The organism is Williamsia sp. z71 (assembly GCF_059553375.1).
The window spans coordinates 107,126-126,780 of record NZ_JCANWX010000004.1; the positions used below are offsets into that span (position 1 = coordinate 107,126).

Annotated in this window: 18 protein-coding genes; 3 read left to right on the forward strand and 15 right to left on the reverse strand. The window is 64.4% G+C overall.

All coding sequences use genetic code 11. The features are described 5' to 3' along the window. Window positions 1-599 precede the first annotated feature (599 nt). Window positions 600-1,811 (forward strand): HNH endonuclease, encoded by a 1,212-nt coding sequence (locus tag AC51GR_RS11170; RefSeq protein WP_496324714.1) that lies wholly within the window; start codon window positions 600-602, stop codon window positions 1,809-1,811. A 148-nt stretch (window positions 1,812-1,959) separates the two neighbouring features. Here AC51GR_RS11170 and AC51GR_RS11175 read toward each other — a convergent pair whose 3' ends face one another. The 12 genes from AC51GR_RS11175 to AC51GR_RS11230 all read right to left on the reverse strand — a co-directional run bounded on the left by AC51GR_RS11175 (window position 1,960) and on the right by AC51GR_RS11230 (window position 14,633). Next, window positions 1,960-2,715: an Rv1363c family protein gene (locus AC51GR_RS11175; RefSeq protein WP_496324715.1), complete on the reverse strand. Its 756-nt coding sequence runs from the start codon at window positions 2,713-2,715 to the stop codon at window positions 1,960-1,962. Between the two features lie 59 nt (window positions 2,716-2,774). After that, a complete protein-coding gene (locus tag AC51GR_RS11180; RefSeq protein WP_496324716.1) occupies window positions 2,775-4,058 on the reverse strand; it encodes an MlaD family protein in 1,284 nt (427 codons plus the stop codon). Beyond that, window positions 4,055-5,164 (reverse strand): MlaD family protein, encoded by a 1,110-nt coding sequence (locus tag AC51GR_RS11185; protein WP_496324717.1) that lies wholly within the window; start codon window positions 5,162-5,164, stop codon window positions 4,055-4,057. The genes AC51GR_RS11180 and AC51GR_RS11185 overlap by 4 nt, the downstream gene beginning before the upstream one ends. Next, window positions 5,161-6,270 carry an MCE family protein gene (locus AC51GR_RS11190; protein WP_496324718.1) on the reverse strand — a complete coding sequence of 370 codons (1,110 nt, stop codon included), beginning with the start codon at window positions 6,268-6,270 and terminating at the stop codon, window positions 5,161-5,163. Before AC51GR_RS11190 ends, AC51GR_RS11185 begins: the two co-directional genes overlap by 4 nt. Next, window positions 6,267-7,319 carry an MCE family protein gene (locus AC51GR_RS11195; protein ID WP_496324719.1) on the reverse strand — a complete coding sequence of 351 codons (1,053 nt, stop codon included), beginning with the start codon at window positions 7,317-7,319 and terminating at the stop codon, window positions 6,267-6,269. The genes AC51GR_RS11190 and AC51GR_RS11195 overlap by 4 nt, the downstream gene beginning before the upstream one ends. 7 nt (window positions 7,320-7,326) lie before the next feature. Then, the gene (locus AC51GR_RS11200) at window positions 7,327-8,361 is read right to left on the reverse strand and encodes an MlaD family protein (protein WP_496324720.1); all 1,035 of its coding nucleotides are present in this window, start codon (window positions 8,359-8,361) and stop codon (window positions 7,327-7,329) included. Continuing rightward, the gene (locus tag AC51GR_RS11205) at window positions 8,358-9,662 is read right to left on the reverse strand and encodes an MlaD family protein (protein WP_496324721.1); all 1,305 of its coding nucleotides are present in this window, start codon (window positions 9,660-9,662) and stop codon (window positions 8,358-8,360) included. The genes AC51GR_RS11200 and AC51GR_RS11205 overlap by 4 nt, the downstream gene beginning before the upstream one ends. 1 nt (window position 9,663) lies before the next feature. Then, window positions 9,664-10,518, reverse strand: a complete 855-nt coding sequence (locus tag AC51GR_RS11210) for an MlaE family ABC transporter permease (protein WP_496324722.1) — start codon at window positions 10,516-10,518, stop codon at window positions 9,664-9,666. Then, complete coding sequence (locus tag AC51GR_RS11215) at window positions 10,519-11,436, reverse strand: MlaE family ABC transporter permease (RefSeq protein ID WP_496324723.1); 918 nt, start codon at window positions 11,434-11,436, stop codon at window positions 10,519-10,521. Between the two features lie 218 nt (window positions 11,437-11,654). Then, the gene (locus AC51GR_RS11220) at window positions 11,655-12,425 is read right to left on the reverse strand and encodes an SDR family NAD(P)-dependent oxidoreductase (RefSeq protein WP_496324724.1); all 771 of its coding nucleotides are present in this window, start codon (window positions 12,423-12,425) and stop codon (window positions 11,655-11,657) included. A gap of 8 nt (window positions 12,426-12,433) precedes the next feature. Beyond that, on the reverse strand, window positions 12,434-13,711 hold the full coding sequence (locus tag AC51GR_RS11225) for a cytochrome P450 (RefSeq protein WP_496324725.1): 1,278 nt from the start codon (window positions 13,709-13,711) through the stop codon (window positions 12,434-12,436). 307 nt (window positions 13,712-14,018) lie between these two features. Beyond that, window positions 14,019-14,633, reverse strand: a complete 615-nt coding sequence (locus AC51GR_RS11230; RefSeq protein ID WP_496324726.1) for a TetR/AcrR family transcriptional regulator — start codon at window positions 14,631-14,633, stop codon at window positions 14,019-14,021. Between the two features lie 127 nt (window positions 14,634-14,760). On the opposite strand from AC51GR_RS11230, the gene AC51GR_RS11235 reads away from it, so the two are divergent. Continuing rightward, complete coding sequence (locus AC51GR_RS11235; RefSeq protein ID WP_496324727.1) at window positions 14,761-16,179, forward strand: MFS transporter; 1,419 nt, start codon at window positions 14,761-14,763, stop codon at window positions 16,177-16,179. After that, on the forward strand, window positions 16,176-16,862 hold the full coding sequence (locus tag AC51GR_RS11240) for an SGNH/GDSL hydrolase family protein (protein ID WP_496324728.1): 687 nt from the start codon (window positions 16,176-16,178) through the stop codon (window positions 16,860-16,862). Before AC51GR_RS11235 ends, AC51GR_RS11240 begins: the two co-directional genes overlap by 4 nt. 24 nt (window positions 16,863-16,886) lie before the next feature. Here the strand turns inward: AC51GR_RS11240 and AC51GR_RS11245 are convergent, their stop codons facing one another. The 3 genes from AC51GR_RS11245 to AC51GR_RS11255 form a co-directional block, all read right to left on the reverse strand. Next, window positions 16,887-17,942: a dioxygenase family protein gene (locus AC51GR_RS11245; RefSeq protein ID WP_496324729.1), complete on the reverse strand. Its 1,056-nt coding sequence runs from the start codon at window positions 17,940-17,942 to the stop codon at window positions 16,887-16,889. A 129-nt stretch (window positions 17,943-18,071) separates the two neighbouring features. Further along, a complete protein-coding gene (locus tag AC51GR_RS11250) occupies window positions 18,072-18,977 on the reverse strand; it encodes a YhjD/YihY/BrkB family envelope integrity protein (protein WP_496324730.1) in 906 nt (301 codons plus the stop codon). A 2-nt stretch (window positions 18,978-18,979) separates the two neighbouring features. Continuing rightward, the gene (locus tag AC51GR_RS11255) at window positions 18,980-19,642 is read right to left on the reverse strand and encodes a helix-turn-helix domain-containing protein (protein WP_496324731.1); all 663 of its coding nucleotides are present in this window, start codon (window positions 19,640-19,642) and stop codon (window positions 18,980-18,982) included. Between the last annotated feature and the right edge of the window lie 13 nt (window positions 19,643-19,655).

Genomic DNA, 19,655 nt, shown 5'->3' on the forward strand with positions numbered 1-19,655 from the left:
AAACGGATGTTGCCGGCAACTCGTGGTGGTGCCACATCGACCTCGACCGGCGAGGCACGTGGATGGCGAAGCGGGTGCTGCACCTAGTTATGGCCGCTTCTCAGAGGCGACTCAAGCGCGCCGAGGACAGTGCCATCATCGAGATGGCGGGACTGGCCAAATCAGTTGGTGCCCAAGAGACGCAGATGTACAACGCAACCGCCAGAGGCGTGTCGAAAGCGCGCGTCGAGGTGACCGCCACTCACCTGCGTGCACTCACAAGCGCTCGTAGTGATTCACTCCCCGGAAGCTTCGGCGTCCCGGACACACTGACGCACCATGGGATGCACCGTCCACTCCCACAGCAATAGTCACTTACATAAAGGTCGACGGAACCCGACGCGTTCGATTGCGGGACCACGACCACCCCGGATACTTCGTATCGCTACCGAAAGATGCTGCAGGCAAACACTATTGGCAGTTATAACCCTTGCGAACGCGTGTTCGAATGGGTACACTGGAGTCAGTCGACCGCACGCCCCACGTATCTGACGCCTTCCCCGCAGAGACACTCCGGTCGACGTTCCCGGTTTGTGCTCTCTCCTTGGAAGGTGCTGCGCATGCGACTTCTCGATATGGTCGACGATCTGGTTGACCTGCCGATACCCGACGACGCGGATGTCGTGCTGGGGGTGGTGAAAGATCTGATCACGCTGCGCAACGCCACCGAGCATCAACTTGCAGTGTGTGCGGCGGTGATCGACGAGTCGGGGATCGCCCGTAAGTCCGGGTCGACAACGTCAAAGTTGTTGCAGTCCAACGGTGCAGCCCCAGCATCCGCATATCGGTGGCTGCGGATCGGAACCGGTTTGGCCGGCCTGGATCGTACGGCCGGGTATTCACGCGACGGGTTTCTGTCCTCCGAACACGTGGACGCGGTGGTCAAGGGTGTGGCACATGTCGTCGACCGGTCGGAGGATCCGGTCACCGCCGAGCAGAAGGTCGGGTTCGAGCGGAAACTGTTGAACCACGCCATCTCCGGGGCGCCGCCCGCGGAGATCGGCGCCGCCGCTCGAGCGCTGGGCAACGAGGTCGCCAAAGATACCGGGGGCCCGCCACCGGCCGAAGACCGGTCACTGAACAGTCTCGACTACAAAGTCCGTGACGGCCGCTGTGTCGGCACATTCGATCTCGATGCGGTCATCGGGGAAAAGTTGCACTCGGCGTTGGATCGCTGGTCCCGGGCGCGCCCCGAACCCGACGGCTCGGACGACAGCCGAAGTCCCGAGCAACGCCGCGCTGATGCGTTGCACCGTTTGTTGGATTGCGGTGGTGGTGGGCAAACGCTGGTGTCAGCACCACGGACCGAAGTGACGGTCACCGTGCCCGCCGATCATCCCGAGGCCGCCACCTTGCCGTGGATGGGCCCGATCACCGAAGCTACCGCTGCGATGTTGGCGTGCGATTCGTCGATCACCTCGATCACCCTCGATGGTCAGGAGGTCCCGATCGATCTGAGTCCACCGAAACGGTTGTTCACCGGTCTGGTGCGTAAAGCGATCATCGTCCGCGACACCTGCTGCGTGAAATGCGGTGGCCATGCCAGCTGGTCGGACTGCCACCACATCGTGCACTTCGTGGACGGCGGTGCGACGACGTTGGAAAACGGGTGTTTGTTGTGCCGCACCTGCCACATGGCGGTCCACAACACCGGCTGGGACGTGATCATGGGCTCGGACGGACACCCGTGGATGATCCCGCCGGCCGATATCGATCCGCAGCGAAAACCTTTACCGGCCTACAACCGACGAACCCTGACCCTCGCCGCCTGAACCAACTTTCCACCACCAGCGCACCCGAGATCTTGTCGGGACCGCGCACGCATCTTTGACAACTCCATAGTGTGAAAAGCGTGTGATGCTGTCGCCCGTTCCAAATCGATTGGGCGGGAAGGGCGGCAGCGCCACTGGCTTGGGTGCGTCAGGGCAGGTCGACCTTGGAGGCCAGCCAGCGTCCGTCGACCTTCTCCATGGTCATCAGGACACGGCTCCGGTCGATTCTCGCGTCCGGCGTCGCGGTGTTGGTGACGCTCTGGTCGACAAAGAGCATGACCTCCACCTTGGACGCCGTCGCCGACTTGATACCCGAGTCGATGACCGTACCCTGGGCATTCGCCTTGTTCTCGACCAGCAGATCGCGCAGCTGCCCGCTCGACTGCGAGTACATGTCCTTGAACTCCCCGGTGGCTCCGTCGAGTACGGCCGCGAAGTTCTGGTCCAGCCTGTCCGAGCTGACACTGGTCAGGGTGACCGCATATTGCTCAGCCGCCGCCCGGGCTTCGTCGGCAGCCGCATCGATGTTGTTCTGCTCGTTCAGCTTCCAGCCCAGGACCGCGGCCACCACGATTGCCGCGATGGCGATGACTGCCAGCGCGCCCACGGCGATCCGGCGAATCCTGAACACCGTCCGCCAGGAACGGCCGCCGGTATCCTTGCCGCTCTCGTCGGTGGCCTTTTCGTCGGTGGCCTTGTCCTTGAGTGCCTTGTCCTCGGCACCCTCATCGGCTGCCGGCCTCTCGACCACGTCCGATGAAGTGCCGGCCTTCGAGATGTCGACCGTGGCCACCGGGGTATCCGCTTCTGCGGCTTCGGATTCGGCTTCGGTGTCCGCGTCCTCGGCCATCAATCCCCACTTTTCTTCGGGCGTGGAGGTGACCGTTCCGCTGAGCTTGCTCATCGTTCTCTCCTCTGGATTGTCTCCGCTGTGGTTGTGGTGACCACCTGGCTGTTGTGTGGTCATGGCGCCGAGGGCAGGACAGGGCCCGCATAGGGCAACGGAATCGACTCCGGCCCGATGGGGGTCGGTGATGCCGTGGCGAGCGGATCGGCACCGGGTGGCGGACCGCCCGAATCGTCGCCGGCGGGACGTGGAGCATTGGCCGCACCCCGGATCAGCTGCGACGGATCGTCTTCCGTGCAGTACGTGCCGTAGAGATACGGCTCCGGGAAGTCCACCTGCCAATGTGGACGGCGCGGCAGATCGTATTGGCAGTTCTTCCGCGGATAGATGTTCACCGCAGCCCAGATACCTCCGTCGCGCATGACCGATGCGATCGCGTCGAGGGTCGAACCGTCGCGGTCCTGCGGGAAGAAGAACTCTTGCAACGCAGGAACTCTCAGATAGGTCAGCTGGGCGACGGTCGTCAGGCTCCCCAGGAGCTGGACCATCGTCGGTGAGTTGTCGGCGATGATCGAGTCGACGGCCTTCAACGTCGCCGGGGTCTGGTCGATGAACGTCCGGAAGCCCTTGTCCATCGACGCTATTCCGTCCAACGTTCCGGCAAGATTCGCCGACGTGTCCGCCAGCCCCGGGCTCATCTCCTCGAGAGTGCCCAGGACAACCCGACTGTTGTTGAGCAGGCTGACCGTCTGCGGGAGCACCGAATCGAGCGTATTGATGAGGAAGGTTCCGCCGGTGATGATCGATTCCAGCTTCTCGGGACCCTGCGGACCGACCCCCAGTTCGGTGATGATCGTCTCGACTTTTTCGGGCTCTATCTGTGCCAACATCCCGTCGAGGTCGCCCAGCAGATCGGCCATCGGAACCGGTGTGGTGGTCTGGTCAGCCTCTACCACCGAGCCGTCGGTCAGGTAGGGGCCGTCATCGGTGGTGGGCCGGAAGTCGAGGTACTGCTCGCCCGCCGGTGACAGTCCGGCGACCCTGACCTCGCCATCACTGGGGATCTGCACTCCGCCTTGGATCGTGGCAACCGCCACCACCCCGTCATCCGAGAGTTCGACCTTCGCGACCTTGCCGATCGGCACACCTCGCAGGGTCACGTCCTGGTTCGGTAGCAACCCACCCGACAATGCGAGGTTGACCCGCACCGTCATCTTCGTGGCGGTCGGATCGGCCTGGAAGACCCCGAACACCAGGTAGGTGACGCCGAGGACCAGCACCGTCAGCAGGGCGCCGACCGACAGCCACAGTCGATGGTCGACCATCTTCCCCACACCGTTGACGACCAGTTTTGCCGGTGTCTCCAAAGGCCCGGTGGCGTACTCGAGTTGCTGGGTCATCGGCGCGGTCCCGTCAGATGGCCACGCAGCCGCTCGAGGGTGTGGGTCAGTGTGCCGATGGCGTTGGCGCCGTCGGTTTCCAGGGTCGGGAGTCGGCTTCCCGGATCGGCCGAGTGCCCCGGGTCCGCAACCGCACCGATCGAGAGATCTTCGAGATCGGCATACGGATGGGCCGCGGTGCCATTGGTGATCTTGATGACCGGCGCCAGCAACGCGTTCACCTTGTCGAGGTCGGCCTCGGGGTTGGTCGCGGCGGCATTGAGTTCGGCCGCAAGCGCGTTGAGGTCGGCGATCATTCCGCGGTCACCCGTACCGGCAACCGACGGGAACTCGGCCAACTGGGCGGTGACGTCGGCGAGCTGCTTGACGACGCCGAGTATCTGACCGGTGTTCGCGTTGAGGACGGTCAGCGCCGGCCCCGCCGCCGCGATCGCATCGGTGATGGTGCTCTGACCGGCCGACAACGTCGACACCAGTCGATTGGTCTGGTTCAGGGTGGTGCGGATCTCGCTCGAACGGGCCGAGAGCTTGCCGATCAGGCTGGTGGACTGGTCGATCAGCGCACCCAGCCGATCCCCTTTGTCCCCCACCGCTGTCCCCAGGCCGTTGATGACCTTGGTCAGATTGCGGATCACGCCACCGTTGACCAGCAGTGCCGACGTGGTCAGCACTTCCTCGATGGTGGCGGCCGCGGAGGTCTGCTCGATCTCGATGGCATCTCCGTTGTGCAGGACCGCGCCATCAGGGGCCGCATCCGGGGGCGGCTGCACCGCCACGAAGATGTCGCCGAGCGGTGTCGCCGAACGCAATTCCGCGCGGGTGCCGGACGGCAGGCTCACCTTCTCGCTGATCTTCAGCGTGACAACGGCCGTGTAGTCCTCGACCCGCATACCTTCGACCTCACCGATGTCTGCACCGGCGAGTTTGACCTTCGCCTGATTCGGGAGATTGAGTGCGTTCTGGAAGGTGGCGTAAAGCGTGTACGTGTCGCCGGCGACACTGCGCGCGGGCAGCGGCACCGACTCGAGGTCCATCGAACACGCGCTGGTGAACACCGTGAGCGCAACCAGCGCTCCGCCGAACGCGACCTGTCCCCGGCGCCTCATCGGGGCAGTCCTGCCATGCCCTCGAGCATTGCCGAGACCCCGAAGTCGGGGCCGAAATCGGACAGCGTCCCGGTGGCACAGCCCAGTTGACGCAATCCCAACACGTTGCACACTTCTTTCAACAGCTGGCCGTCGAAGAACACCTTCTCGATCTGCGCATGGACCCTGGCGACCTTGTTGTCCTGATCGATGATGTTGTAGACGCTGTCCAGCAACATCGGTGTGACATCCAGGAACTCGCCGATCTCCCGCCGATAGTCCGCCAGCGACTTCACGAGCGTATTGGCGTCGGTCGCGGTTGTTTTCAGGTTTCCCTGGTTGTCCCGGAGCAGACTTTCTGCCTGCAACAGGATCTCGTTGACCTGGGCGCCGGTGTTGCCTGCCCCGAGGTCCTGGTCGGCGAGGATGTCGCTCAGTTGACTGATCGCAGAACCGAACTCCCGGATCTGCCCGTCGTTGGAGGCTGCGGCACCGGTCAGGACCGACAGGTTGTCGACGACGGTGGTGATCGCGTTCTTGGTCTCGACGCCCCCGTCTTCGCCCATCCGCAGCGCGTTGGACAACTGCGTCAACGCACCGCGCATGTCCTGGCCGTTGCCTTCGGTGATCGCCGATCCGACATCGAGCAGCTCCGCGACCGGGCCGGCACCCTGCCCATCACCTTGGAGTTCGACGGCGAGGTCGTCGGCCATCGCCAGCAACCGGTCGAACTCGACCGGGGTCTTGGTGCGGGCGGGACCCACCTGATCGTTGTTCTCCAACGTCGGCCCACCGGTATAGGCCGGTGACAGTTCGATGTGCCGGTCGGTGAGGATCGAGGTCGACACGGTCACCACGTTCACGTCTGCCGGGATCTCGACGTCGCTGTCGATCTTCATCGCCACCTCCACGTGGGTGCCCTTCGGCGTGATCGTCTCCACCGTCCCCACCGGCATCCCCAGCACCGACACCGCGTTGCCCTCGTACAGCCCGACCGCATTGTCGAACAGTGCGCTGACCCGGATCGATCCCTCAGAAGCGGTGGCAGCGCGGACGCTGCCGAAGCAGACCACAGCGACCAGCATCACGATGAGGGCGACCTTGACGATCGCCTTGCGCGTCCTCATTTGCAGTCCTTGAGGTATTCGGGAAGGTTCACCTGGTTCGCCCGGCCACTGATCGCGCACATCCAGGAATCGACGAACGGCCCTGCTATCGAGGTGAAGTCGGCTTCGTTCGCGGTGCCGGTGACGTTGGCGAAATTGCGGATCGGGACCGGCAGGATCTGCAGGGCGTTGCGCAGCAGATCATCGTTGGATGCCAGGGTCTGCAGCATCCCGTTCAAATTCGTGATCAGCTCATCGACCGCGGGGCGGTTGTCCACCACGATCGTCTGCAGCTGGTCCACCAGTTCTGTTGTTGCAGCAAAAAGCTGGTCGATCATGGCGCGCCGAGAGTTGATCTCCTGCAACACCTCCCGGCCCTGCGCAATCAATGATCCCAGGTTGCCCTGCTGTTTGCGGATCACGTCGGTGAGCACTTTGGTGCTGTCCAGTAACGAGCCGACCTGCCCCCGCCGATCGGCCATGATCGATGCCAGGCTCTCGACATTGGTCAGCACCTGCGGAATCAGCTCCGGCGTCCCCTCGAGCTGCGCCGAGAGTGTGGACATCGTCTCTCCGATGTTCGCGAAGTCGACCTGTTCGAAGGTTGTGGTGGCGCTGGTGATCAGCTGCTGCAGGTCGTAGGGAACAGCCGTGTGCGCCAGGTTGATCCGTCCACCCGGAAGACCCCCGGTGCCGGCCGGTTTGAGTTCGACGTACCGCGAACCCAACAACGTCGTGAGCTGGATGGAGGCGGTGGTGTCCGCACCCAGCTTCACATCGTCGTCGATCTCCAACGTCACCACCACGTGGTCACCCGCCAACCGCGTCGCGACGACCGTACCAACCGACACACCGGCAACGGTGATCGAATCACCTGGGCTGACGCCGGCCGCCTGCGCGAAGTCGGCGTCGTATCTGACCTTGCCGATCCCGGCCCCCGCAACCTGCACCAGGGCGACCAGCAAGACCACGATGATGCCCACCGTCACCGCGCCGAGCACTGCCATGTTGTACTTTTCGACCGGCCGGCGGATCACCCCGCCCGCTCCGGAGACCATTCGTTTCAGCATGATGTCCTCACTGGCACGCCGGGGAGAACGTGGTCTTGCCGCCGGGTGTGGCAGCGTCGACGATGGACGGGATCACGTTGCTCAGCGCCGGAATGTACGTGACATTCAGGGTGCACAGGTAGGTGTCGATGTACGCGCCGGCCTGAGTGACGCGGGCCAGGCCCTTGAGCAGGATCGGGACATTGAAGCCCAGGTACGCGAACGCATCCAGGTTCTCCATGTAGTGCTTGGCGAAACCCGGTTGCCGGGTGAGGAATTGGTCGAGTTCCGGGGCGGCCTCATTGGCCAGTGTGGCCACCCGCCCCACCACCGTCGAGATCGAATCGATGGAGGTCACGAGTTCTTCACGCCGTTGGGCCAATTGGGTGAACATCGCCTGCGATTGGGTGATCACCGTGTCGACCGCGCCACGTTGTTCGGCAAAGGTCCGAACGATGCCGTCGAGGTTGCCGATGATGTCTCCGAGTATCTGATCGGGTCCGGCAAACGATTCCGCGAGTTCGGATGTCTGCGCGACCAGGGTCGTGATCGACCCGTTGTCGCCCTGCAGGGCCCGGATGATGGAGGTGGTGATGTTGTCGATCTGGTTGGGATCCAGAACACTGAAGAGCGGCTCGAATCCGTTGAGCAGCACCGAGATGTTGAATGATGGTTCCGTCCGTTCAAGCGGGATCTCGCCACCCTTCATGACACGGGGGTCACCGTAATCGCCGAGTGAGAGTCCCAGGTAGCGCTGACCGATGATGTTCTCGTAGGTGATCGAGGCCTTCGTGTCGCCGTAGATCTTCTGGTCGGATTCCACCCGGAAGCCGACCTTGGCCACCAGCCCGTCCAGCTCGATCGAATCGACCCGCCCCACCCGGACACCGGCCATCCGGACGTCATCGCCGATACCGAGACCCGATACATCGCTGAACACCGCCGTATACGAGGTCGACGGACCGTCGACGCTGCGCCGCAGGGTGTTGAAGACGGTCCACGTCAACACAATCGAGACGACCAGGAAGATGATCAGACCGATGAGTGGCTTGCGATAACTCATGACTGCGGCTCCTCTTCCGCCGCAGCGACATCGATCGTGGTCCCACGGGCGAGCGGTCCGAGCAAGAGGGTGGACGCAGCGCTGGGGGCCTCACCGATGATCTGGCCGAGCACCTCTTGTTCCTGCGCGCTGCCCACCGAGCCGACGTTGCCTCCCATCGGTGCGGACATGAAGTTCTGCGCCCCGCTTCGGGAGGGGAACACCGACGTCCCATCCCCCACCGGAGCCGTCTGGCAACTCGCCCCTTCCAGCGCGCCGTAACGCGGGCAGTCGGCGCGGGTGAACATGCGGTGAGGGGTGAACTGGAACAGGAACTTTCCGGCGCCGTTCCGTGCACCGACCGGCCAGAACTCCTCGAACCACTTGTCCGAGATGTTCGCCAGGCTGGTGGTGATCTGGGAGAACGACGATCCACCGTCGGCGAGCACACCGAGCACCGGCGACAGGTTGGTGGTGATCCCGATGATCGTGTCGGTGTTGTTCGCCAGTGCCGTGTTCGCCGTCGCCAGAGTGGTCGAGGCGCCCGCCAACAATTCGTTCAGCCCACGGTTCTTCTCCGCGAGGGTCTTCATCGGCACGACCGCGCTGTGCATCACGTCGAGCAATTCGGGCGCCGACTCGTTCAAACCCTGGACCGCACCGCTCAGTGCGCTCAGAGTCGATCGCCCATCGCCGGTTCCGATGATCGCGTCCATTTCTCTGGTGATCCGATCGAGTGCGGCTCCGGCGTCCGAGATCTCGGCACCGTGGCGATCGGTGGCCTGCGCCACCACCGCCAGCAGTCCCACCGTTTCATCGGTACCCACCCGGGCCGACGCGGCGATGATCTCCCGGAGTTTGGTCATGGCGGTCTGCAACTGGATGGTCGAGGCACTCTCGTCCTGTTCGATGATCGCCCCTTCGGTCAGTGGCGGCGCCGCACCGTTGTCGATCAGCTGGATCGACGAGACGGCAAAGACGTTGCTGGGCACCACTCGTGCGGTCACCGTCTGCGGAATGTCCCGGGCGTACGCGGGATCGAGCGCAAGGTCGACATGATTCGTCCCGCCGGCCTGTCCCGGTTCCAGGCCACTGACGGTGCCGACCAGCACACCGCGGTATTTGACGTCCGAGTTGTTGGGCAGTCCGTCACCGACGTCGGCGAGTACGGCGGTGGCCTTCAGGACGTCGTCGAACTTGCCGTTCACCTTGGCCATCAACGCCACCAGGAGCAGTGTGACCACGACCAACACGCTGATACCGATCAGGTACAGCCGCGTGTTGGAGTTCCCCCGCGGGTCTGCGTCGAACATGACCGCCATCTCAACCACCGAGCCTTGCACCGGTGCCGACGCCCCAGAATGCCATCGTCAGCAGCAGATTCAGGACGATCATCGCCGAGATGCTCGCGCGCATCGCCCGTCCGGCCGCCGTACCGACACCCTGTGGTCCACCGGCCGCGTAATAGCCGTAGTAACACTGGATCGTCGACGTCACGATCACGAACACGACTGCCTTGGCCAACGAGTACAAGACGTCGGTGCCGCCGAGCACCAGCCGGAAATAGTGCTCGTAGGTTCCGGCGGGCATGCCGCTGGAAAGGCCGACGATCATCTGCACCGTCACATAGTTCAGAGTCAGACAGGCCAGGTAGAGCGGGATGATGGCAACGATCGAGGCGAGCAGCCGGGTGGTCACCAGGTACGGGATGGGGCGGATGGCCAGGGCTTCCATCGCGTCGATCTCCTCGGAGATCCGCATCGCACCGAGTTGGGCGGTGAACCGGCAACCGGCCTGCGCGGCAAAGGCCAGTGAGGCCATGATCGGTGCCAGTTCCCGGGTGACGGCCGTCGATGCGACCATGCCGGTCGCCGGCTCCAGACCGAGCAGATGCAGCGCCTGATAGCCCTCGATCGCCACCAGCGCGCCCGCCGCCGCTCCCAGGACGATGATCACACCGGCAGTACCGCCGCCGACGACGATCGATCCGTTGCCCCAGGTCACGTCCGAGAGAATCCGCAGGAACTCCTTGCGATAGTGGCGCAGCGTCAACGGGATCGACACCAGCGCCCGGACCAGGAACGCGACCATGTGACCCAGGCGCATGACCAGGACGCCCTGCGCGTTGGCGGCTCTGACAAAGGGGCGCGTTCCGGGTGGATAGTATTTCGACGCCATCTAGAAACCCGTCCGCGGGAACAGCAGTACGTACAGCTGGGTGAAGCCGACGTTGACCACCATCAACAGGATGATGGAGGCGACCACCGTCGCGTTGACCGCATTCGCGACGCCGGCCGGTCCACCCCTGGTGTTCAAACCCTTGTGACAGGCCACGATTGCCACGATCGCCCCGAAGACCACCGCCTTGAGCATCGTCAGATAGAAGTCGCCGACCGTGGCGAACGATGCGAAGGTGGAGACAAATGTGCCGGGGGTTCCGTTCTGCACGAAGGTGTTGAACAGGTAGCCGGAGAAGAACCCCACGAAGCACACGACACCGGTCAGACTCACGCCGACGAGGATCGCCGCCGCCAGGCGCGGCACGACCAGTCGCTGGATCACCGACAGCCCCATCACCTCCATCGCGTCGATCTCGTCCCGGATCTTGCGGGAACCGAGATCGGCGCAGATCGCCGAACCGGCGGCCGACGCCATGAGCAACGCCGCGACCATCGGGGCGCCCTGCCGGATGACCGCCAGACCGCTGGCCGCACCGGCCATCGACGTCGCACCCACCTGACCTGCCAACAGGGCGAACTGGATGGACAGCGTCATGCCGATGGGTACGGCCACGAACACGGTGGGCATGGCCGACGCCGAGGCCATGAAGGCCGACTGTCGCACGAACTCTTCGAACGGGAACCGCAGCCGGACGATGTCGATGATCAGGTACTGAATCGCCCGCAGTCCCAAGACGCATTGACCGCCAACGGTTTCCAGTGAGGCCTTCGGATGGCGACGGACGTAGCCGCGCATCCAACCGGTGATCTCACCGACGGCCGACCGCCGCGGTGCCCGATCCCGCGGCTCGGTATCCCGCTTGCGAGGCGCCGTGCCCTTGGACCCGGCGGTCGGCGGATGATCGAGAATGGCCATCAACAACTCTCGGCTGCAGTGATACCTGGCCGTGTGCCCACGGCGGGTGACGTACGTTCACTCAGCATTCTTGATTCCCCCTTGATCCCCCCGGATCACAAGCAGTGGAGTCGATTTCACCGCTTGTGAACGCGAGGCGACAAGTATCGAGTATGGCTGTCGTCGTTATCGATGTGTCATGATCGAGCGGATTCCCCCCCGCTTTTCACAGATCCCGGCTAGATGTACCAGCCGCCGTTGACCCCGATGCTCTGCCCGGTGATGAAACCGGCCTGCTCGGTGCACAGGAATGCCGCGGCAGCACCCACGTCGTCCGGCAGTCCCGCCCGGCGAACGGGAGTCATCGCGGCAAGATCGCTGATCGCCGGGATGTATCCGTTCTTGACGCCCTGCTGAGCCATCGGGGTGTCGATGATCGACGGCGGAATGGTGTTCACCGTGATCCCCTCCGGCGAATACTCGTACGCCAGAGCCTTGGTCAGGGCGATCACGCCACCCTTCGACGCCACATAGTGCGCCCGTTGTGGTGCTCCGCCCTGCGCGCTGGACGACGAAATCGTGACAATCCGTCCCCAGCCGGCGGCCGTCATATCCGGGATGACCGCCTGCGCCGCATTGAACGTCCCGGTGAGGTTGACCGAGAGCATGCGTTCCCACCCCTGCGCGGTGATGTCGGTGAACGGCAATTGCGCTTCGATGCCGGCACTGGTCACCAGGATCTGCACCGGGCCGAACGCCTCCCGAACCCGACCGAGTGCGGCGTCGATCGCAGCCCGGTCGGTGACGTCCACTTCGGCCGACATCGCCTCGGTCCCACGAGATCTCAGGTCCTCGGCCGCCTTGTGGGCCTCGTCGCCGCTCAGGTCGAAGATCGCGATGCGATGTCCGGCCGCGGCAAGATGCTGTGCCACCGACAGTCCGATACCCGAGGCGCCACCGGTGATGACGGCGACCCGGCTCACGGTGCCGTCGTTCTCCAATTCGGTCATCGCCACGCTCAGTCGATCGGCGTGAAGTCGAGGTACAACTCGGTCAGACCACGCAGGATGTAGGTCGGTTCGAAGTTGAAGACGCGAGCGTCCTTGGGACCGTGCTTCTCCTCGTTGATCCGGATGTTGCCCATCCGATCGAGGAAACGATTGAAGGAGACCTCGCCTTCGACCTTTGCCAGCGGCCCACCGGGGCACGAGTGGATGCCCCGGCCAAATGCCATCTGCTCCTTGACGTTGTGCCGCTCGAGATCCAACTCGTGCGGGTTGTCGAAGCGTGAGGGGTCACGGTTGATCGCGCCGACACAGAGCATGACCGTGGTACCGGCTTTGACATCCAGGTCGCCGACGGTGGTGGTCTTCTTGGCCAGCCGGAACGTCGACTTGACGGGCCCCTCCATCCGGAGGGTTTCTTCGATGAAGTTCCCGATCAGCGTGCGGTCGTCGCGGATGCGCTGCTGCAACTCCGGGTCTTCGGCCAGGAACCGCAGTCCGGCACTGAGCAACTTGACCGTGGTTTCCTGTCCCGCCGCGAATACGAATGTGGCAGAACGCACCACGTCGATGACCTCGGGGATCGAACCGTCCGGATACTTGGCCTCCGCCAGCGCGGTCAGCACGTCACCGCGGGGTTCTCTCCGCCGGTCCTCGATGTACTTGCTGAACTTGGAGTCCAGCCATTCCAGCGGATTCTGATCGAGCGTGTCGTCGTCGAGTGAACCCACCCGGGCGCCTTCACGCGGTGACCCGAGACGGGTGCGGAACTCGTCGTGGTCCTCTTCCGGCACACCGAGGAGGTCGGCAATGACCAACAGCGCGAAGGGTTTTGCGTAGTCCTTCAAGATCTCGGTACTACCGCTCTTGACGAACTCGTCGAGTTGCGTGTCGGCCAGACGCCACATGAACTCTTCGTTTTCCTTGATGCGGCGAGGCGTGAACAAGCGGTTCAGCAGTCCGCGGGACAGTTTGTGTTCGGGGTTGTCCATCGTGACCATGTGCTCGTGCATGATCATCTGGGGGCGGTACCGGGCGATGAGATCACTGATGTCGTCGCCCTCGGGGGTGAACGGCAGGTCGGGGAAAGGCCCGCCGACCGCATTGCAGGACGAGAAGTTCTCGGTGTCGCGGAACACCGCGAGCGCTTCGTCGTGTCCGGTCACCGTCACCACTCCGTGGTGGGGTTCGACCAGCACCGGGCACTGTGACCGCAGGTGATCGAAGTACGGATTCGGGTCAGGAATTATCGACTGATCCGTAAAGAAGTCGATCGAATCGAAGTCACTCACGTAATACGCCTCCCTCGTGGTGCATGACTGGCCGTTGCCATTCACGTTCTCGGTCGAACTCCGGACCCCTGGGCTGTGTCCGTTCCCCGCCGATTGCTGAGCACTCGCCTTGCATTGCTGAGCACTTGAATAGCATGCCCCATCAAGTGAGGTCAACATCACTATTTCGCGAAACTGGTCAACCAGTCGCAGAAAAACCCCGATGGCCGCACACGTGTCCGGCATGTCGGGATCGACGATACCGCATGAGTTACCGAATGGACGACGGTAAGCGGCACAACGCGATGCGCCGTGCCTGGGATTCGGCTTACGCGGCCGCCCCGAGCAGGCTGTTGACGATCGTGCGCGCCGTCGGTATCGCCGTCTCGTCGCCCATCCGGGCGCCGGTATTGGCGGCGGCCACGATGGCATCGAGCTGAAAGGCCAGGGCGTGGGCATCGCGTCCCGCGAGATGACCTTGGTCCTGGGCGCGTCCGATCTCCGTTTCCAGCAGCGCGAACCAGTCGCGGCGATCGGCGTCGATCGCGTCACGAACCGGGCCGCTGCGGCTGTCGAACTCCACGGTGGTGGCGACGCGGAAACAACCGCCGGGCAGGACGGGCCCACTGACGTAGTCGAACCAGTTGTCGACGAGCGCCAGCAGTCGGGGCATCCCCCGGGGCTCGCCGAACGCCGGCTTCACGACGTGGTCGATGAAGACCTCACGGGCCGCCTGCACTGCGGCGACCTGCAGATTTTCTTTGGTGCCGAACAGGGTGGCGACACCACTTTTACTCAGACCCAGATCGGCGGCGAGCTTACCGAGGCTGAGCCCGGTGAGTCCTTCCACGGAGGCCACGTCGGCGGCGTGGCGCGCGATGGTCGCCCGGGCGCGCGCCCCCTTGACCAAGCGCTGGTCGGAGGTCTGCGTCAGCTCGGCCATCTCTCCATCGTGGCATCTGGGTCTTGCAAAGTCGAACGATCGGTCGTACTTTTTATAAATCCGCACGATCGTCCGTATTGTTTGTTGATCCAGTTCCCCGTCCTCCAATACTCCGAGAGGGAATCCCATGACCGAGGTTTCCGAGCCGGGCACCGTCCCGCCACCCTCCAGAGCCGCAACCCGATCGGCCCGGCTGTCGCTGCTGGTCGCCTGTGGTGCGGCCTTCATCGCATTCCTCGACCTGTCGGTCGTCAACATCGCCTTTCCGGCGATCGCCCGTGACTTCACCGCCACCCCGGCGACCACACTCACCTGGGTGGTCAGCGGATACGCGGTTGCCTTCGCCGCCTTGCTCACCCCGGCGGGCCGCTTCGCCGATGTCCTCGGGCGGCGCCGCGTATTCCTCTATGCGCTGGGGGCTTTCGCGATCACCTCACTACTGTGCGCCTTCGCACCCGATGCCGGATTGCTGATCGGCGGCCGGTTCCTGCAGGGTGCGGCCGCATCGTTGATGATCCCGGCCGGACTCGGATTGGTGCTCGGCGCCACCGAACCGAAACGCGTCGGAGTCGCGGTCGCCGCATGGACCGCCGCCGGCGGGTTTGCCGCAGCGGTCGGGCCCGCCATCGGTGGCGTCCTCGTCGAATGGTTCGGGTGGCGTTCGGTTTTCATCATCAACGTCCCGATCGCCGCGGTTCTCATCATGTTCGGACTGACCATCACCACCGCTGACACGCGCAGGGCCCGACACGGGTACCCGGACCGGCTCGGAACGGCAGCGACCGCGCTGGGCATCGCGGCCGTGGTCGCAGCGGTCACCGAAGGCGGCCAGTGGGATTGGCTTGCATGGCAAACGCTGCTGTGCGCCGGAACAGGAACTGCGGCGTTGGCCATGGCCCTGTTGCGATCCCGACGACACCCGAGACCGGCCATCGCCGTGGAGTTGTGGCGCAACCGCCGCTACGCGCTCACCAACATGACCTCGTTCGTCTTCGGTGCCGCGATGTTCGCGTGGCTGCTGGCCGGTCCGCTGTGGCTCGACGCGATCTGGCACTACTCCGTTCTGGAGTCGGCGGCGGCAATGACCGTCGGGGCGATCGCCGCCATGGTCACCGCGGTGGCCGCCGGGCGGGTACCGGCAAATCGTCAACGCGCACTGGGTGTTGTCGGCGCCCTCATGTTCGCCGCGTCGTGCGCGTACATGAGTACCGATGTCTGGGGTGCCGAACCCGCGCTGTGGCAGGCCTGGGTGCCCGCCGGGATTCTCGGCGGTGGCGGTATCGGCGTGATACTCACGACGCTCGGGACCACCGCCGTAGGATCGGTTCCGCCGCAGCAGTTTGCGACGGGCATCGGCATGAACCTGACCGCCCGGCAGACCGGCGGGGCGCTGGGGGTCGCAATCCTCGCCGCCGTCTTCGCTGCCAACCCAGGCGGCCAGCTGTCAACCTTCCACACCATGTTCGCCGTGTGCGCCGGAATCGCTCTGGCGGCCGCGGCCTGCGCGTCGACGATTCCCGCCCAACCATCAGGAGAGACCCGATGAGCCACAATGACATTCGCGACATCGACAACCACAGGGAGGTGGACGATCCGATGTTGCTGACCCCCGATGCAGCCCACGAGATGCTGGCAGGAACGCCGTGGCGCCGGTTCGCGGTCATCGGCGATTCGATCGCCGCGGGCACCGGTGATCCGTGGCCCGGGTACGCCGATGCGCCGTGGGCCGACCGGCTGGCGGCGACCATGAGGTCGGTACATCCAGATCTCGCCTATCTCAACACCGGCAAGATCGGCGCCACCATCGGTCAGGTCCATGCCGAACAGGTGCGCCCCGCCCTCGACTTCGAACCGGATCTGGTGCACGTTTCCGGCGGCGGCAACGATCTGTTCCTGCGCGACGCCAACCTGCTCGCAGTGGAACGCGACCTCGACGATCTTTGCGCCGCCGCGACCGCAGGCGGGGCCAGGCTGTCGATGTTCACCCTGGCCGATGCCTTCACCGGTCCCCTGCGCTCGTTGCGCCCCAACTTCATGGCTTTCGCCGACATCGTGCGCCGGGTGGCCATCCGCCACGACGCGATCCTCACCGAATTCTGGGACCACCCGGCCAGGTTGCGGGCGAATTGGTTGAGCGCAGACCACATTCACCTCACGATGGCCGGGCATGCGGTGGTCGCGTCCGAGGTCACCAGGTCACTGGCGCGGTTCGGTGGCGGCACCGCGTGAGAAGACGTGAGCAGATAGACCCCCCTACGTGCTGGTGGCCTCGGTGCTGCCCGCAGCCGGCATATCCGGCATACCTTCAGGCCGTGTCATGCCGTCCGGTGGTGTCATCCCCTCTGGGGGCGTTCCGCCCAGTCCGCCGGGGCCACCTTGACCGCCCGGGCCTCCACCGCCTCCGGGAGGCGCCGCCTGCGCATTCGCCGACTTCTCGGCGACACCGATGGTGATCGAGACCTGGTAGCCGTCCGCCACGTTGCCTTCGGCGGTCGCCATCTCGGCGTCCCAGCCGTCACCGAATACGTTGTCCTTGTCGAGACTGATCGCCGCGAGATTGGAGACGCTCTTTTCGTATCCGGCCGTGGCGTAGACAATCTTGCTGACGTCTTCCGGAAGAGCGATCTGGGAGGTCAGCCGGGCATCACTGCCGGCGACCGCCACCTCGAGGGAGTCGTAGACCTCGAAATGGATGTGGGGCCAGCGACCCGAATAACAGGCGGGATAGATCGACCTGAACGAGACCGTGCCGTCCGCGCCGGCCACCTGTACGCCGCGCAGGTAGTTCTGATCAGCCACTTTGGATCCGTAGAGCGAGTACTCGCCGCCGGAGTCGCAATGCCAGATGTACACGGCCATGCCCTCGCCCGGATTGCAGTCCTTGGTCAGGTCCTGCAGGGCCATGGTGATCGTGACCGGCACACCTTCGGCCGTACCCGACATGCTGCCGAAGCTGGTGGTGATGTCCTGGCGCACGATGCCGGACTCGATCAGTACGTTGGGGCCGTTCGATCCATCGCCCGGGTATGGTCCGGCGGTCTCCTGCGGCGCGGCGTCCACACATTCGCCGATCGCGGTCGCCGCCCCGGTGGTCGAACTGCCACCGGCCGACGACGAACCCGCCGCGGTCGACGTCTTCGAATCCGACGAGGAGGTTCCGCAGGCCACCAGAGTTGCCGCGCCGGCCGCACCGAAGAGCGCCAGCGCACCACGCCGCGACATCATCTTCTGCATGTCGTGTGCCAGGCCCAGGTCGTGCTCATGGGCCTCGCCCTCTGGTCCTTGTCCGAACAACCGGCGCTTACCCATCACTTCTCCCTTGCAAAGCCGAGCCAGATCAAAATCTTCTGAAAACCCCAGTAGACCCACCGGACATGGTGGGAACCTGCGCTGATGCTGTGAGTTTGCTGGACGCCTGAACTGCCGGCGACGTATCCCTCAGGCCGCCGAGGGAGCTCCGACGTGCGGGTCCTGCTTCTCGGGGGTTCGCAGAAAGCGGCCGATCCGTCCCTGGTCCGACGCCAGCGCGTGAACGATCACCGTGGCGGCGACCAGGATTGCCGAGAACAGGAACAACCAGCTGATGATGGTGAAGATGACACCCAGGATGCCGAATTGTCTCGTGGCGCTGTCGAGGACCGGCCCCAGTGCGACCCGCGAACCGAAGGACAGCGCCGTCAGTCCGATCGCCGAGATCATGCCGGTCAACAGGCTGCAGCGGATGTTCACCCGCCGCTCGGTCAGCATGCGGCAGACCCAGAACCAGAGCAGCGTCCAGAACGCCAGGTCCGCGAAGATCTCCAGAACGAGACCGATCAGACCGAAAATCCAGCCGATGTCACCAAGGTTCGCGATGAGACCCTGGGCCGCCACGCCGAGGGTGATCGCCAGGACGACGACGATCCACCGCCATCCCTTGCTGAAGGTCAGCTTCGGAGTGCCCCAGACTCGGGCATACATCCGGTCGAGGGCACGAGAGAAGGACGTCGCGCTGATGACCGTCATCAACGCTCCGATGACGCCGAAGGTGACCGCCGATTCGCCCGTATCCCCTGACGTCAACGCCAGGTCTGCGGCCGAGAGCCCGTAGCCGTCGAGGGCGTGGTCGATGTATCCGTTGCTGCGCAGGGTCGAGAGCACGATCATCACCGGGAGGATCGACGTGAAGGCCTGCCCGGCAAGGGTCATCGACCGATCCGCGATCTCGCTGCGAGCAAGGTCGGAGACCAGCTGAAGCACCACGGACCCGCCGGGCAGCTGCCGGACGTGCCCGACCGCGGCATCCGGCGCCGATCTCAGCTTCGCCGCAATCGAACTCCGCCGATCCTCACCGGTTCCGTCCACCGTCAGTCTTCGTGGTTGTCGGGGTAGGCAGTCACCGCGAGGAAGCGAATGGGAAGACGGACCAGATCATTGGGCCCGTGGATCCCCTCGCCGTCCAGCAGCAGCGAGTCGCCTGGCCGCAGCGTGTATTCGGCATCGCCGTGCCCGTAGACCATCACACCTTCGAGCATGTAGAGCAGTTCGGTCCCAGCGTGTTGAAAGCGGGGAAACACCTCGCTGGCGTCCGTCAGGGTCACCAGCACCGGCTCGAGTCGTTTGTGCTGTCCGCGCAGCGCGCCGAGCAATTCGTAGTGATGTCCCACCCTGGTCCCGCGCCCGACGATGACTGCGCCGTGGCCCGACTCCACGAACACGGCCTCGCGCTTGGTGTCGGCTCCGCGGAACAGTGACGTCACCGGCACGTCGAGGCCCGCGGCCAGGCGCGCCAAAGTCGATAGACTGCAAGATGTTTGAGCATTTTCGATCTTCGAGAGCATCGCCTTGGAGATACCCACCCGCTCGGCCATGTCACCCACGGACAACCCGGTGGCCTTCCGGAGAATTCTCACCTGGGACGCGATGGCCGCCTCCAGATCGTTCCCGGTGGGGGCATCGGCGGCAACCTCACGATGCACTGGTGCCGGGTCGCCGGTGTCACGAACGACATGTGCGCTTTGACCTGCCATGAGAGCCCATCCT

What these genes read in the sequence shown, in the direction of transcription:
- AC51GR_RS11175 (WP_496324715.1), bottom strand. Translation starts at nt 2,715, where the DNA reads ATGAGCAAGCTCAGCGGAACGGTCACCTCCACGCCCGAAGAAAAGTGG.
- AC51GR_RS11195 (WP_496324719.1), bottom strand. Translation starts at nt 7,319, where the DNA reads ATGCTGAAACGAATGGTCTCCGGAGCGGGCGGGGTGATCCGCCGGCCG.
- AC51GR_RS11190 (WP_496324718.1), bottom strand. Translation starts at nt 6,270, where the DNA reads ATGAGGACGCGCAAGGCGATCGTCAAGGTCGCCCTCATCGTGATGCTG.
- AC51GR_RS11205 (WP_496324721.1), bottom strand. Translation starts at nt 9,662, where the DNA reads ATGGCGGTCATGTTCGACGCAGACCCGCGGGGGAACTCCAACACGCGG.
- AC51GR_RS11185 (WP_496324717.1), bottom strand. Translation starts at nt 5,164, where the DNA reads ATGAGGCGCCGGGGACAGGTCGCGTTCGGCGGAGCGCTGGTTGCGCTC.
- AC51GR_RS11220 (WP_496324724.1), bottom strand. Translation starts at nt 12,425, where the DNA reads ATGACCGAATTGGAGAACGACGGCACCGTGAGCCGGGTCGCCGTCATC.
- AC51GR_RS11170 (WP_496324714.1), top strand. Translation starts at nt 600, where the DNA reads ATGCGACTTCTCGATATGGTCGACGATCTGGTTGACCTGCCGATACCC.
- AC51GR_RS11230 (WP_496324726.1), bottom strand. Translation starts at nt 14,633, where the DNA reads ATGGCCGAGCTGACGCAGACCTCCGACCAGCGCTTGGTCAAGGGGGCG.
- AC51GR_RS11200 (WP_496324720.1), bottom strand. Translation starts at nt 8,361, where the DNA reads ATGAGTTATCGCAAGCCACTCATCGGTCTGATCATCTTCCTGGTCGTC.
- AC51GR_RS11240 (WP_496324728.1), top strand. Translation starts at nt 16,176, where the DNA reads ATGAGCCACAATGACATTCGCGACATCGACAACCACAGGGAGGTGGAC.
- AC51GR_RS11245 (WP_496324729.1), bottom strand. Translation starts at nt 17,942, where the DNA reads ATGGGTAAGCGCCGGTTGTTCGGACAAGGACCAGAGGGCGAGGCCCAT.
- AC51GR_RS11180 (WP_496324716.1), bottom strand. Translation starts at nt 4,058, where the DNA reads ATGACCCAGCAACTCGAGTACGCCACCGGGCCTTTGGAGACACCGGCA.
- AC51GR_RS11235 (WP_496324727.1), top strand. Translation starts at nt 14,761, where the DNA reads ATGACCGAGGTTTCCGAGCCGGGCACCGTCCCGCCACCCTCCAGAGCC.
- AC51GR_RS11215 (WP_496324723.1), bottom strand. Translation starts at nt 11,436, where the DNA reads ATGGCCATTCTCGATCATCCGCCGACCGCCGGGTCCAAGGGCACGGCG.
- AC51GR_RS11210 (WP_496324722.1), bottom strand. Translation starts at nt 10,518, where the DNA reads ATGGCGTCGAAATACTATCCACCCGGAACGCGCCCCTTTGTCAGAGCC.
- AC51GR_RS11255 (WP_496324731.1), bottom strand. Translation starts at nt 19,642, where the DNA reads ATGGCAGGTCAAAGCGCACATGTCGTTCGTGACACCGGCGACCCGGCA.